Origin of the sequence: Klebsiella sp. BDA134-6, assembly GCF_015601345.1 — a bacterium.
Taxonomy (GTDB): domain Bacteria; phylum Pseudomonadota; class Gammaproteobacteria; order Enterobacterales; family Enterobacteriaceae; genus Klebsiella; species Klebsiella grimontii.
This window is the reverse complement of the sequence record NZ_CP064784.1, coordinates 4,641,473-4,655,869: the sequence shown is the minus strand read 5'-3', so window position 1 is coordinate 4,655,869 and position 14,397 is coordinate 4,641,473. Positions and strand designations below refer to the sequence as shown.

Annotated in this window: 11 protein-coding genes; 5 read left to right on the top strand and 6 right to left on the bottom strand. The window is 60.3% G+C overall.

Annotation, left to right across the window (positions count from 1 at the left end):
* Window positions 1-151 precede the first annotated feature (151 nt).
* Both IYV58_RS21450 and ascF read right to left on the bottom strand, forming a co-directional pair.
* Entirely contained in the window at window positions 152-1,576 is a 1,425-nt protein-coding gene (locus IYV58_RS21450) for a 6-phospho-beta-glucosidase (RefSeq protein ID WP_195729249.1), read from the bottom strand.
* A 26-nt stretch (window positions 1,577-1,602) separates the two neighbouring features.
* On the bottom strand, window positions 1,603-3,045 hold the full coding sequence (gene ascF, locus IYV58_RS21445; protein ID WP_004124072.1) for a PTS cellobiose/arbutin/salicin transporter subunit IIBC: 1,443 nt from the start codon (window positions 3,043-3,045) through the stop codon (window positions 1,603-1,605).
* 256 nt (window positions 3,046-3,301) lie between these two features.
* Between ascF and IYV58_RS21440 the strand changes: the two genes are divergently transcribed.
* From IYV58_RS21440 to IYV58_RS21425, 4 genes are all read left to right on the top strand, one after another.
* Window positions 3,302-4,315 (top strand): LacI family DNA-binding transcriptional regulator, encoded by a 1,014-nt coding sequence (locus tag IYV58_RS21440; protein ID WP_004124069.1) that lies wholly within the window; start codon window positions 3,302-3,304, stop codon window positions 4,313-4,315.
* A 134-nt stretch (window positions 4,316-4,449) separates the two neighbouring features.
* Window positions 4,450-4,977 carry an electron transport protein HydN gene (hydN, locus tag IYV58_RS21435; protein WP_004124065.1) on the top strand — a complete coding sequence of 176 codons (528 nt, stop codon included), beginning with the start codon at window positions 4,450-4,452 and terminating at the stop codon, window positions 4,975-4,977.
* A gap of 12 nt (window positions 4,978-4,989) precedes the next feature.
* Complete coding sequence (hypF, locus tag IYV58_RS21430) at window positions 4,990-7,209, top strand: carbamoyltransferase HypF (protein ID WP_142445173.1); 2,220 nt, start codon at window positions 4,990-4,992, stop codon at window positions 7,207-7,209.
* Window positions 7,210-7,220: 11 nt separating this feature from the next.
* Complete coding sequence (locus IYV58_RS21425; RefSeq protein ID WP_195729248.1) at window positions 7,221-8,234, top strand: HoxN/HupN/NixA family nickel/cobalt transporter; 1,014 nt, start codon at window positions 7,221-7,223, stop codon at window positions 8,232-8,234.
* 122 nt (window positions 8,235-8,356) lie between these two features.
* Here the strand turns inward: IYV58_RS21425 and norW are convergent, their stop codons facing one another.
* Both norW and norV read right to left on the bottom strand, forming a co-directional pair.
* Window positions 8,357-9,490 (bottom strand): NADH:flavorubredoxin reductase NorW, encoded by a 1,134-nt coding sequence (gene norW, locus IYV58_RS21420; RefSeq protein WP_004124056.1) that lies wholly within the window; start codon window positions 9,488-9,490, stop codon window positions 8,357-8,359.
* Window positions 9,487-10,932 carry an anaerobic nitric oxide reductase flavorubredoxin gene (norV, locus tag IYV58_RS21415; RefSeq protein WP_004124052.1) on the bottom strand — a complete coding sequence of 482 codons (1,446 nt, stop codon included), beginning with the start codon at window positions 10,930-10,932 and terminating at the stop codon, window positions 9,487-9,489. The genes norW and norV overlap by 4 nt, the downstream gene beginning before the upstream one ends.
* A gap of 187 nt (window positions 10,933-11,119) precedes the next feature.
* On the opposite strand from norV, the gene norR reads away from it, so the two are divergent.
* The gene (norR, locus tag IYV58_RS21410; RefSeq protein WP_057173199.1) at window positions 11,120-12,664 is read left to right on the top strand and encodes a nitric oxide reductase transcriptional regulator NorR; all 1,545 of its coding nucleotides are present in this window, start codon (window positions 11,120-11,122) and stop codon (window positions 12,662-12,664) included.
* On the opposite strand, the gene gutQ is transcribed toward norR, so the two are convergent.
* Window positions 12,627-13,592, bottom strand: coding sequence for an arabinose-5-phosphate isomerase GutQ (gutQ, locus tag IYV58_RS21405; protein WP_004104827.1), 966 nt, complete (start codon window positions 13,590-13,592; stop codon window positions 12,627-12,629). The genes norR and gutQ overlap by 38 nt on opposite strands.
* On the bottom strand, window positions 13,585-14,358 hold the full coding sequence (gene srlR / locus IYV58_RS21400) for a glucitol operon DNA-binding transcriptional repressor SrlR (protein WP_004124044.1): 774 nt from the start codon (window positions 14,356-14,358) through the stop codon (window positions 13,585-13,587). Before srlR ends, gutQ begins: the two co-directional genes overlap by 8 nt.
* Window positions 14,359-14,397 lie beyond the last annotated feature (39 nt).

The window sequence follows — 14,397 nt, the reverse complement described above, 5'->3', positions numbered from 1 at the left end:
TAAACGCCCTACTCGGGCTACGGCTACTCTCCGGGCTACCGGTCCGCGAGCGTTAATGAACCTGTAGCCCGGCTAAGCGCAGCGCGAGCTGGGGAAATTTCCGTGTTGCAGGTGTTTGCCAGGCTGAGCATCCCTCAGTCCGCGGGGCACACTACGCCAAATCTTCCCCGTTGCTGGCAATCACCTTCTTATACCACCAGAACGACTTCTTACGTCTCCGCGCCAGCGTGCCGTGACCGGTGTCGTCGCGGTCGACGTAGACAAAGCCGTAGCGCTTGCTCATCTCGCCGGTGGAGGCGGACACCAGATCGATACAGCCCCAACTGGTGTAGCCCATCACCGGAATGCCATCCGCGATGGCGTCGCCCATCGCCTTAATATGCTCGCGCAGATAGCTGATGCGGTAGTCGTCGTTAATCTCGCCGTTAGCGTCAATCTCATCCCGCGCGCCGAGACCGTTTTCCACAAGGAACAGCGGTTTCTGGTAGCGGTCATACATCATATTCATGGTGATGCGCAGGCCGAGCGGGTCGATGCCCCAGCCCCATTCGCTGGCCTGAATATGCGGGTTCTTCAGTGACTTAACAATATTGGCGGCGTTGGTGTTGCCGGCGTTCATCTCCGCCGACGCGCAGCGCGAAGCGTAGTAGCTGAAGGAGACGAAATCGACGGTATGGTGCAGGATTTCATCATCGCCCGCTTCTTTGGCGATGGTCACACCTTTCTCGCGGAATACCCGCGCCGCCCACACCGGATACGCGCCGCGCGCCTGGACATCGATAAAGAACAAGTTCTCGCGATCTTTCTCCAGCGCCATCCACACGTCTTCCGGCTTACAAGAGTAAGGGTAGAAATTGCCGCCCGCCAGCATACAGCCGACCTGATTTTGCGGATTCACCTCGTGGGCGATTTTGGTCGCTAAGGCGCTGGCGACCAGTTCATGATGGGCGGCCTGGTATTTCACCTGCTCCTGATTTTCCCCCTCTTCAAACACCAGACCGGCGCCGGAGAATGGGCTATGCAGCATAATGTTGATTTCATTGAAGGTAAGCCAGTACTTCACTAACCCATCAAAAGCTTCAAAACAGGTACGGGCGTAGCGGGTGAAGAACTCCACCATTTTTCGATTGCGCCAGGAGCCGTATTCGGTAACCAGGTGCATCGGCACGTCGAAATGGCACAGCGTCACCAGCGGCTCGATATTATGCTTTTTACACTCCTCGAACAGCGAGCGATAAAAGGCGATCCCTTCCGGGTTCGGCTCTTGTTCATCACCTTTTGGAAACAGGCGGCTCCAGGCGATAGAGGTGCGGAAGACGCTAAAGCCCATCTCGGCCATCAGGGCGATATCTTCTTTATAACGATGATAAAAATCGATCGCCTCGTGGCTCGGGTAGAACTCATCGTCGCGGATCGCGAAGCGTTTCTCCTGCCCCAGCTTGACCGCCAGGCGGTGCGCGCCGTGGGGAATCATATCGACGGTGGTCGGCCCTTTGCCGCCCTCCAGATATGCCCCTTCGGACTGGTTGGCGGCCAGTGCGCCGCCCCATAAAAATCCCTGTGGAAAAGTCGCCATGCATTACCTCGTTAATAAAATGGTGTTCAGGCGTGAGAAGCCTGGGCGCCGGCCTGACGCTGTCTGGCGTCGGCGGCGGCTTCTTCTTGCGGAATATCTTCAAAGCCGAGCATCAGCGTCAGGACAAACGACAGCACTACCGCCAGCGCCATGACGCCAAAGACCCAGACGATGGTCATCGGATTGGCCGGGTCGAAAAACTGGACGCTGGTAAACAGGCCCGGCGCCGCCATTGAGTGGCTGGCGAGCCCGGCAATGCCGGCCACCGCGCCGCAGATAAAGCCGCTGATCAGGCTGGCGATTAGCGGTCGCTTCAGCCGCACCGCCACGCCGTACAGCGCCGGTTCGGAAATCCCCGCCAGAATCGCGGAAGCCGCGGCAGCCAGCGCCGTCTGGCGCAGCTCCGGGTTTTTGGTTTTCCACGCCACCGCCAGCGATGAGCCGCCCAGCGACAGGTTGGCGCCGATTTCCGACGGCATCACCATGCCCTCTTTGCCGGTTTCGGCGATGGTCTGAATGATAGTCGGCGTGAAGACGCGGTGCATCCCGGTCATCACCAGCAGCGGCCACAGGGCGCCCATAATCGCCACCGACAGCCAGCCGAGGTAGCTGTGGATCGTATAGACCAGCGCGGAAATGGCGCTACCGATCCAGATGCCGAGCGGGCCAATCAGCAGAATCGACAGCGGGGCGGCAATCAGCACAATCAGCATCGGCTTGAGGAAGTTTTTCGTCACCGCCGGGGTGATACGGTCGACCCAGCGTTCGATATAAGAGAGGCACCATGTCATCACCAGCGCCGGGATCACGGTATAGGTGTATTTCACCGCCGTCACAGGAATAAAGGCGAACTCCACGTGCTCGCCCTGGGCGGCTTTGGCCATCAGCTCGATAAAGCTCGGGTGCACCAGCACCCCGGCAATCGCAATCGCCAGCGACATATTGGTTTTGAACTTCACCGCCGCGGAAGCCGCAACCATCAGCGGCAGGAAGAAGAACGCGCCGTCGCCGATAACCGTCAGAATAGTCAGCGTTGGCGCGCCTTTGGGCAGCGCGCCGGTCATCTCTAAGATCATCGCCAGCAGCTTGACCATCGATCCGCCGATAATTGCCGGGATCAGCGGCGACATAGTGCCGATCAGCGCATCGAGGATCCCGGCACCGATGCGCTTCAGGGTGATCGGCGGTTTTCCCTGCGGTTCGGCAGGGCGCAGTTCTCCCGGCAGCAGGGCGACCACCTCGCGGTAGGCCTGGGAGACGGTATTGCCGATGATGACCTGGCACTGGTTATCGCTACGCACGACGCCGAGTACGCCTTTTAGCCCTTTGAGGGTGGCGCTGTCGACCCGCTCGTTGTCTTTGACCACAAAACGCAGGCGGGTCATGCAGTGGGTGACGGCGGCCACGTTATCTGCGCCGCCAATTGCCGCCACAATCTGCTGCGCCAGAGCTGCATAATTTTTAGACATCGGATTTTATCCTGTTTATCAATGGGATACTGGCTTGTCACCGCGCCGGAAAGCGGAGCGGCATCATGCATACATAGGAAACCGGTTCCACAAAATCATGATTAGTTTCATGAATGCATACAAGAAATAAAAAAATAAGATCTCGATTTTGTGATTTTGATCGCTGTGTGCGCATCAGCGCGGGAGACGCACAAATGCTGAAAAAGCGCAGCGCGTGCAGTACACTGCGGGCAACATTGGCAACAGGAATAACCACATGGCAACGATGCTGGAGGTAGCGAAGCGCGCGGGGGTGTCGAAGGCCACCGTTTCGCGGGTGCTGTCGGGGAACGGCTATGTCAGCCAGGAGACCAAAGATCGCGTCTTCCAGGCGGTGGCCGAAAGCGGTTACCGGCCGAATCTGCTGGCGCGCAACCTGGCGACGAAAAAGACGCAGACCCTCGGGCTGGTGGTGACCAACACCCTTTATCACGGCGTCTATTTCAGCGAACTGCTTTACCACGTGGCGCGGATGACCGAAGACAAAGGGCGGCAGCTGATCCTCGCCGACGGCAAGCACAGCGCGGAGGAGGAGCGCGAGGCGATTCAGTATCTGCTCGATCTGCGCTGCGATGCGATTATTATCTATCCACGCTTTCTCAGCGTTGATGAGATGGATGAGATTATCGAAAATCATGAGCGGCCGATTATGGTGCTCAACCGCCGCCTGCGCCGCAACGCCAGCCACTGCGTCTGGTCCGATCAAAAAGCCTCAGCGATGATGGCGGTGGAAAAGCTTATCGCGCTGGGTCATCGGCAAATCGCGTTTATTACCGGTTCGCTGGATTCGCCAACCGGCGTTGAGCGTCTCTCGGGCTATAAAGACGCGCTGGCCCGCCACGGCATTACGCCGAATAACGATCTGATCGTCGAAGGGCGCTGGACGCCGGAAACCGGCGCGGCGGGAGTCGAGACGCTGCGCCAGCGCCGCGTCGGCTACAGCGCGCTGGTGGCGAGCAACGACGATATGGCGGTTGGCGCGATGAAACAGCTGCATCAGCTCGGCGTTAAGGTGCCGGAGCAGGTTTCGGTGGTGGGCTTTGACGATATCGCGCTGGCGCCGTTTATGGTGCCGGCGCTCTCCAGCGTCAAAGTCCCGGTGACGGAGATGATCAAAGAGAGCATCAACCGGCTGATCTTTATGCTCGACGGCGGCGATTTTAAATTTCAGCAAACCTTTTCCGGCGAGCTGATTGAACGCGACTCAATGGTCCCCGGCCCGCACGCCTGACGTCGTCAGCTGTCATCGTCACAACTGACGATGACAGTCTCTCCCGTATTTATCTCCTTTAATATCAGTATTATAAAAATTGGAACGCATTATGCATACTCCGGCGCGTAACCTTCTTATAGCTGGAGAAATGGATGAACCGTTTCATTATCGCCGACGCGAGCAAATGCATCGGCTGCCGCACCTGTGAAGTGGCCTGCGTGGTCTCTCATCAGGAAAATCAGGACTGCGCCGCGCTGACGCCAAAAACCTTTTTACCGCGTATTCACGTGATCAAAGGCGTCAACGTGTCGACGGCCACCGCCTGTCGTCAGTGCGAGGACGCCCCGTGCGCCAACGTCTGCCCGAACGGCGCTATCAGCCGCGACCAGGGCTTCGTCCACGTGATGCAGGAGCGCTGCATCGGCTGCAAAACCTGCGTGGTGGCCTGTCCGTACGGCGCCATGGAAGTGGTGGTGCGCCCGGTTATTCGCCACAGCGGCGCGGGGCTGAACGTGATAGCGGAAAAAGCCGAAGCCAACAAATGCGACCTGTGCTATCACCGTGAGGAAGGCCCGGCCTGTATGGACGCCTGTCCGACCCACGCGCTGATTTGCGTCGACCGCAATAGGCTCGAACAGATGAATATCGAAAAACGCCGCCGCACCGCGCTGGCCTGGTAATCCGGCCGCGCAATGAACGGGGTGCAAATCCGCATTCGCGGTAAAGTGCAGGGGGTGGGATTCCGCCCCTTCGTCTGGCAGCTGGCGCAGCAGCTGGGGCTGCGCGGCGACGTGTGTAACGACGGCGACGGCGTACTGGTGCGCCTTGTCGGCGATGATGCGGCCTTTCTCAGCGCGTTAACCCAGCGTTGCCCACCGCTGGCGCGTATCGACAGCGCGGCGGCCGCGTCATTCGTCTGGGCCGCCGAGCCGCCGGGCTTTACCATTCGCCAAAGCGGAGTCGGAAGCATGCGCACGCAGATTGTGCCCGATGCCGCTACCTGCCCGGCATGCCTGGCTGAGATGAACAACCCGCGAGAACGCCGCTACCGCTATCCGTTTATCAACTGCACCCACTGCGGGCCGCGCTTTACCATTATTCGCGCTATGCCCTACGACCGCCCACTGACCTCTATGTTGCCGTTTCCTCTTTGCTCCGCCTGTGCGACGGAATATGGCGATCCTGCCGATCGCCGCTTTCACGCGCAGCCGGTAGCCTGCGCCGAGTGCGGCCCGCAGCTGGAATGGCGCGGCCCGCAGGGGCATTTATTTGGCGAGGCGGCTCTTGAAGCGGCGACGGCTCTCCTGCTGGCGGGCGATATTGTGGCGGTGAAGGGGTTGGGCGGTTTCCATCTGCTGTGCGATGCCGGAAACCCTGAGGCCGTCGCGAAGCTGCGGGCGCGCAAGCATCGCCCGGCGAAACCGCTGGCGGTGATGCTGGCGACAACGGCGGGGCTCAGCAAACCGGCGCTGACGCTGCTGACCTCTCCCGCCGCGCCGATCGTGTTGCTGGAGAAAACGCAGGTGGCCGGCCTGTGCGACCAGATTGCGCCAGGGCTTGCGGAAGTAGGGGGGATGCTGCCATCTAATCCACTGCAGCATTTACTTTCGCAGGCGCTGGCGCGCCCATTAGTGATGACCTCCGGCAACCTCAGCGGCCGCCCGCCGGCGTTAACCAACGCCGGGGCGCTGGCGGATTTAGCCGGAATTGCCGACGGTTTTCTGCTGCATAATCGTGAGATTGTGCAGCGGATGGACGATTCCGTGGTGCGGCAAAGCGGCGAGATGCTGCGCCGCGCCCGCGGCTACGTGCCGGACGCGCTGGCGCTGCCGCCGGGTTTCCACGACGTACCGCCGCTGCTGGCTCTCGGCGCGGATATGAAAAATACATTCTGCCTGCTGCGCGGCGATGAAGCGGTGCTCAGCCAGCATTTTGGCGATCTCGACGAGGAGGGCGTCGAGGCGCAGTGGCGGCAAGCGCTGCGTCTGATGCAGGAGATTTACGCTTTTACCCCGCAGCGGGTGGTTGCCGACGCCCATCCCGGCTACCGCGCTTCGCGGTGGGCGGCGTCGCTGGCGCTGCCGGTGGAGCGCGTGTTGCATCATCATGCCCACGCTGCCGCCTGCCTGGCCGAGCACCGCTGGCCGCTGGAGGGCGGCGACGTGATTGCCCTGACGCTCGACGGTATCGGGATGGGGGAAAACGGTGAGCTGTGGGGCGGCGAGTGCCTGCGGGTCAACTATCGCGAGTGCGAGCATCTCGGCGGTCTGCCGGCGGTGGCGCTGCCGGGCGGCGACCTCGCGGCGCGTCAGCCGTGGCGCAATCTGCTCGCCCACTGCCTGGCGTTCGTCCCTGAATGGCAGAATTATGCCGACACCGCCGCACTACGCCAGCAAAGCTGGCCGCTGCTGGCGCGGGCAATCGAGCGCGGTATTAATGCGCCGCAGGCATCGTCGTGCGGGCGTCTGTTTGACGCCGTCGCCTGCGCGTTGGGCTGCGCCCCGCTCACCCTGAGCTATGAAGGGGAAGCGGCGTGCCGTCTGGAAGCGCTGGCGGCGACCTGCGAAGGGATTGATCATCCGGCGATGCTGCCGTGGCGCGATGGAAAACTGGATCTGGCGACGTTCTGGCAGCGGTGGCTGAGCTGGCAGGCGAGCCCGGCGCAAAAAGCCTGGGCCTTTCATGATGCGCTGGCCCGCGGGCTGGCGGCCATGATGCGCGATTGCGCGAACGCACGGAATATTCACACGCTGGCCTTCGGCGGCGGGGTACTGCACAACCGCCTGCTGACGGCGCGATTGACCTTTTATCTGGCCGATTTTACTCTGCTCTTTCCGCAGCAGCTGCCCGCAGGCGATGGCGCGATTGCCCTCGGTCAGGCGGTTATCGCTGCGGCCCGCCTGCAGGCTTAAAGGACACCGATATGATAGTGACGATTTTGCGTCAGCAGCCGCGCGCAGCGGCGCTGGTGCTGGCATTGATTGCCGCCAATTTGCTGGCCTGGGGCTGGGCATTTGCGGCGTTCGGCGGTAGCGGCGCGCTGATGGCCGCCAGCCTGCTGGCCTGGGGTTACGGTCTGCGCCACGCGGTGGACGCCGACCATATCGCGGCGATCGACAACGTGACCCGCAAAATGATGCAGCAGGGGAAGCGACCTTTTGCCGTTGGCGCGTGGTTCTCGCTGGGTCATTCGTCGATTGTGGTGCTGGCGTCGGCGGCGATTGCCGCGACCGCCACCGCGTTTGGTCAGCAGATGAGCTGGTTTCACGAGACCGGCAGCGTTATCGGTACCGCCGTATCGGCGCTGTTCCTGCTGGTGATGGCCTTTATCAACCTGGTTATTTTGCGCAGCGTCTGGCGCAGCTTTCGGGCGTGGAAGCAGGGCGAAAAGGTGAGCGATGAGGTCATGACCGGCGGCGGCATGATGAGCTGGCTGTTCGGTAAAACCTTCTGCCTGATTAGCCGCAGCTGGCAGATGTATCTGGTGGGCTTTCTGTTTGGCCTCGGCTTTGATACGGCGACGGAAATCGGCGTGCTGGGGATTTCGGCGGCCAGCGCGTCGAGCGGGATGTCGATTTGGTCGATTATGATTTTTCCGGCGCTGTTCGCTAGCGGGATGGCGCTGGTGGATACGCTCGACAACGTGCTGATGGTCGGCGCCTACGGCTGGGCGTTCAGTAAGCCGCAGCGTAAGCTCTATTACAATATGACCATTACCGGCACCTCGGTGGTGGTGGCGCTATTTATCGGCGGTCTGGAAGCGCTGGGGCTGTTGATGGATAAGTTCTCCCTCAGCGGAGGCGTCTGGCGCTGGGTCGGCACATTGAACGACCATCTCGGCGAGGCCGGTTTTGTGGTGGTCGGGCTGTTCGTGGCCTGCTGGGTGCTGTCGGTGCTCAACTACCGCTGGCGCGGATACGATAACCTGGCGCGGTAGGTTGGGCATTTTCCCGGCTCGCGCTACGCTTAGCCGGGCTACCAAACCCGAGCGCCTTGCCGTTGGGTAGCCCGGGTTAGGCGTTTACGCCGCGACCCGGGAATAACGTCATATCCTCCCGGTTAACTCACCAGCTGTTTGAGCAGGGCAAAAGCATCTTTCATGCGATCCTCGCTGACCACAAAAGCGCGCAGCTGGTTTTCGGCGTCAACGCCTTTCGCGACCAAGCCGTCTTTGGCGGCAACGATATTCCACGTCAGATCCTCGCGTCGGGTATCGCCCGCCAGGTGCAGCGGTAAATCCGGCGTTTTAACCTTCACCAGCATCGGCGGCAGCTTCAGTTCCCCCTGCTGAGCCAGCAGATTTTTACCCAGGCACATGGCGCTCAGCAGAATCGGCTGCAGAAAAGGCAGGACCATACCGTTGATTTCCGCGCAATCGCCGAGGGCGTAAATCGCCGGATGGCTGGTTTGCAGCTGGCTGTTCACTACCACGCCACGGTGAGTTTTCAGACCCGCATGCCGCGCCAGCGCCGTTTCCGGGCGTAAACCGGCGGCGGCGACCACCGCATCCACCGTCACCGTACGCTGGCGGTCAAGAGTGACGCGAATCCCGTCGGCGCTCTGCGCCAGGCTTTCCAGCTGGGACTTCAGCATCAGATGCACGCCCATGTCGGTCAGACGATGCTGCAGTCGGCTGCTGGCCTCGGGCGGCATCAGGGCCGACAGTACGCTGGCGGAGTTATCCACCACCGTCACCGCTTTGCCGGCGCGGCAGAAATCCATCGCCAGCTCGCAGCCAATCAGCCCGCCGCCGACGATCAGCACTCTTTTTGCATCGCGCAGCTGGCTTTGCGCCGCACCGTATTCCCGCTGGCTGTTGAGGGTCAGCATCAGCTCGCGGCCCGGCACCGGTGGGATAAACGGCGTTGCGCCGGTGGCCAGCACCAGTTTGTCATAGCGCCACTCGCGGTCCTGGCTCTTCACAACCTGATTATCGGCGTCGATATCGCTGACCCAGGTATGCGGAAACAGGCGCAGATTGTACTGCTCGGCAAACTCGCCCGCCGTTTGCAGGGTCAGGTCGTCGGCGTTCTGCCCGCGGCTGACCACATGGCTGAGATCCGGTTTGTTGTACTCATCCATGCTGTCGGCGGCGATCAGGGTCAGCGGGATATTCGGGTCCTGCTTGCGAATATTTTTCACCAGCTGACGGGCCGCGAAGCCCGAGCCGATGATGACGATGCCATCACTCATTTTGCCTCCGATGCCAGAACGTCAAACACATCTTTACCCAGCGAACACTCAGGGCAGAGGAAGTTATCCGGGACTTCGCTCCACGGCGTACCCGGCTGGACGTCCTGGTTCGGTTCGCCCTGTTCGGGGTCGTAAATCCACTGGCAAACGCTGCACTGCATTTTCGGGCCGAGATCGGCTGCCGCTGGCGCGGCGCAAGGCGTTGCCACAGGCGCGGCGTGTTTAGCCGGGCTCGCCGGCAGCGGGGAGAGGGCCCACTGGCGGGCGATTTCGCGGCCGTGCTCGCGGCACACTTCCAGCGCGTCGAGATCCGGGCGCCATTTGGCCTTCAGGCTCAGGGACATTTCAAAGCCCGCATCCTGTAAACGCGTGGACAGGCGGTCAACCGCACCGCCGCTCCAGCCGTGGGAGCCAAAGGCGCTGGCGCGCTTGTTACGGAAACGCAGGCCGGTCATCTCCTCCACCAGCCCGGCGATTTTCGGCATCATTACGTTATTCATGGTTGAGGTGCCGACCAGCACGCCCTTCGAGCGGAACACGTTAGTCAGGATTTCATTTTTATCGCTGCGGGCGACATTGAAAATTTTCACCGCCACGCGCGGATCCACGTCGGTAATGCCCTGGGCTATCGCGTCAGCCATCATGCGGGTGTTGTTGGACATGGTGTCGTAGAAAATGGTGATGCGGTCTTCCTGATAATCCGCCGCCCACTCGAGATATTTTTCGACGATCTGCGTCGGGTTATCGCGCCAGACCACGCCATGGGAGGTCGCAATCATATCCACCGGCAGATTAAAGCCGAGGATTTCGGTAATTTTCGGCGTCACCAGGCGGCTGAACGGAGTCAGAATGTTGGCATAGTAGCGCTGGCACTGCTCATAAAGTTCAATCTGATCAACTTCATCATTAAACAGATGCTCATCGCAGTAGTGCTGGCCGAAGGCGTCATTGCTGAACAGCACCGCGTCGCCGGTCATATAGGTCATCATGCTATCCGGCCAGTGCAACATCGGGGTTTCCACGAAAATCAGCTGTTTGCCGTTGCCGATATCCAGGCTGTCGCCGGTTTTCACCACCTTAAAATTCCACTCCGGGTGATGATGGTGTCCGTTGATAGAGTCGATGGCGTTGGCGGTACAGTAAATCGGGGTGTCCGGGATCTGCGTCATCAGTTCGGTCAGCGCGCCGGCATGGTCCTCTTCCGCATGGTTAATAATGATGTAATCGATATCGGCGAGATCGATTTCGCCGCGCAGGTTCTGCACGAATTCGCGGCTGAATTTATGATCGACGGTATCGATCAGCACATTTTTTTCTTCGCGGAGGAGATAGCTGTTGTAGCTGCTGCCGCGCAGCGTTTTGTATTCCGTCCCGTGGAAATCACGCACTTCCCAGTCGCGCTGGCCAACCCAATGAATGTTATTTTTTACCAGAATAGACATAGCAACCTCAATTAATTCAGCAGTGTTCAAATAAGATGTTTTGCTTATATCAAGTTGCGTGCCAAATTTTTAACTAATTGAATTTAAAGTTTTTTATGTTTTTTGTTAAATCTGTTGATGTCAAAATGACAATGGTTAAAATAGTCGATATGACTATGTGGGTTGTCAGAATGACTATGAGGCGACAATGAGTTTCTCCGTCGAGGCCCTGGCGAAAATAGCCATTGATTTACAAAGCGATCTCGGCCACGCCGACCGTTTTTCGCGGCTGATTACCACCCTGCGGCAGATACTTGGCTGTGATGCTTCGGCGCTGCTGCGCTACGAAGCGCACCAGTTTGTGCCGCTGGCGATTGATGGCCTGGCCCAGGACGTGCTTGGCAGGCGCTTTGCCCTTGAAGGCCACCCGCGGCTGGAGGCGATTGCCCGCGCGGGGGACGTGGTGCGTTTCCCGGCGGACAGCGATCTACCGGACCCTTACGATGGCCTGATCCCCGGTCAGGAGAGCCTGAAGGTACACGCCTGCGTCGGCCTGCCGCTGTTTGCCGGGCAAACCCTGATTGGCGCGCTCACCCTCGACGGCATGGATGCGGACCGTTTTGACAGCTTCAGCGACGAGGAGCTGCGCCTGATTGCCGCCCTGGTGGCCGGGGCGCTCAATAACGCGCTGCTGATCGCCCGGCTGGAGAACCAAAACGTGCTGCCGGAGCAGGCTATCGTTTACCCGCCGGCCGAACGTCAGGAGATCATTGGCCTGTCGGCGCCGATGCTGCAGCTGAAGAAGGAGATCGACATCGTCGCGGCTTCCGACTTAAACGTGCTGATTAGCGGCGAGACCGGCACCGGCAAAGAGCTGGTGGCGAAAGCGGTACATCAGGGATCGCCACGAGCGGCCAATCCGCTGGTCTATCTCAACTGCGCGGCCCTGCCGGAGAGCGTGGCGGAGAGCGAGCTGTTTGGCCACGTCAAAGGGGCGTTTACCGGGGCGATCAGCAACCGCAGCGGCAAATTTGAAATGGCGGACAACGGGACGCTGTTCCTCGATGAAATCGGCGAGCTTTCGCTGGCGCTGCAGGCCAAGCTGCTGCGGGTGCTGCAGTATGGCGATATTCAGCGCGTCGGCGACGATCGCAGCCTGCGGGTTGATGTGCGGGTGCTGGCGGCCACCAACCGCGACCTGCGTCAGGAGGTAGTGGAGGGGCGTTTTCGCGCCGACCTGTATCATCGTCTGAGCGTGTTTCCGCTGTCGGTTCCGGCGCTGCGCGAACGGGAAAATGACGTGGTGCTGCTGGCTGGTTATTTCTGCGAACAGTGTCGTTTACGCATGGGGCTGGCGCAGGTGATTTTAAGCGAGGCGACGCGGGCCAGACTGCTGGCCTGGCCATGGCCGGGCAACGTGCGCGAGCTGGAGCACGCTATTCATCGGGCGGTGGTGCTGGCGCGGGCGACGCAGGCGGGTAATGACATCGCGCTGGAGCCGCAGCACTTTCAACTGGCCGGGGAAGCGCCGGTCTTGCCGAGCGTCAGTCCGCATCCGGCGGCGGAAGCGGTGAGCCTGCGCGAGGCGACGGAGGCGTTCCAGCGCGAAGCGATAGCCAGCGCGCTGGCGGCTAATGGCCGCAGCTGGGCCGGCGCCGCCCGCGCGCTGGGGCTCGATGTCGCCAACCTGCACCGGCTGGCGAAGCGTCTGGGGCTTAAAGGATCCCGGCCTGATAAAAATTCTGCAGGTTAATCGCGCCGACCAGTTGGCCGTTTTCATCCACCACCGGAGCGGCGCTGATTTTGTGCTTCATCAGGCGCTCTTTGGCTTCTATCGCGCGGCTTTCCGCCTGCAGAGTAACGCCGTTGCGGGTCATCGCCTGGCTGACGATATCCTGTAAGCTGCCGCCGCCCACCAGCCAGCGGCGCAGGTCGCCGTCGGTAAACACGCCCTGCACGTGATTACGTTCATCGCAGACTGCCACCAACCCCAGGCCGGTGCGGCTGAGTTCGAGCATCGCGTCCATCACGCTGGTGTCGTTGGCGACGCGCGGCACGTCGCCGTCGCGGCGCATCAGATGGTGAACTTTGTTCAGCAGCCGCGCGCCCAGCGCGCCGGCCGGGTGCGAACGGGCGAAATCTTCTTCGTTAAAGCCGCGGGCCTGCATCACCGCCATGGCCAGCGCGTCGCCGAGCATCAGGGTATTGACGGTACTGGAGGTCGGCGCGAGGTGCATCGGACAGGCTTCACGCTCTACGGCAATATCAAGCACCGCTTTAGCCGCCAGCGCCAGCGGCGAAGTGGATTTACCGGTCATCGCCAGCAGCGGAATGGATTTTTCCTCCAGGCGCGGGACGATAAGATCCAGCTCTTTGGCGCTGCCGGAGTAGGAGATAAACAGCATCACGTCGCGGCTGTCGAGCATTCCGAGATCGCCGTGCAGCGCTTCCGCCGGGTGGACGAAAAATGCCGGGGTGCCGGTGCTGGCGAAGGTGGCGGCCAGCTTTTTACCGATATGGCCCGATTTGCCGATACCGGAGACCACCAGTTTGCCCTCGCAGTGGATGATGGTTTCCGCTGCGCGGATGAAGTCGTCGCCCAGGCGTTCAGGCAGGCGGCTCGCCTCCTGAAGCTCCAGCATTAGGGTCTGGCGTCCGGCTTCTAACAGAAAGTTACTCATGATGTTCTCCAGTAATAATGACTTCGATGCCTTTGTCTTCCAGCGCCCGCTTAAATTCCGGGCTGATATCGGCATCGGTAATCAGTTTGTCCACGCTCTCGAGGCCGCAGACGATATTGGGACTTTTGCGGCCAAACTTTGACGAGTCAGCCATCAGGATAACTTCGCGGGCGGCATTGCACATCGCTTTGCTAACCGTATAAACCTCATTAAAGGTGGTGACGCCGGCGATTAAATCAATGCCGTCGGTGCCCATAAACAGGCGGTCGAAGCTGAATTGTTCGAAGGCATTTTCCGCCAGTTGGCCGTGAAAAGAGGCCGATTTTTTGCGAAACGTGCCGCCCGGCATCAGGATGGTTTGTTCATTATCCAGTTCGGAGAGGGCGTTGACGATATGCAGGCTGTTGGTCATCACGGTGATGTTGTTGAAGCGGCTGAGCATCGGCACCATTTGCAGCACCGTACTGCCGGCATCAAGAATGATCGAGTCGCCATCGTGAATAAAGCTGACCGCGGCTTCGGCAATCCGCTCTTTTTTATGGGTGTTGATCAGCGTTTTGTGGTCGATGGGCGGATCGGCCTCGTCTTTATTTAACACCACGCCGCCGTAAGTGCGGATAACGGTACCGGCATTCTCAAGGATCACCAGATCCTTACGGATGGTGGTGCCGGTGGTGTCGAAGTGTTGCGCCAGCTCTTCGACCGAGCATTTACCCTGCGTTTGCAGGTGCTCGAGAATGGCTGCCTGGCGCTGACGTGGTTTCATAGGCGTTGTATCCTGCGTTTAAAGTTTCGAAATGATAAT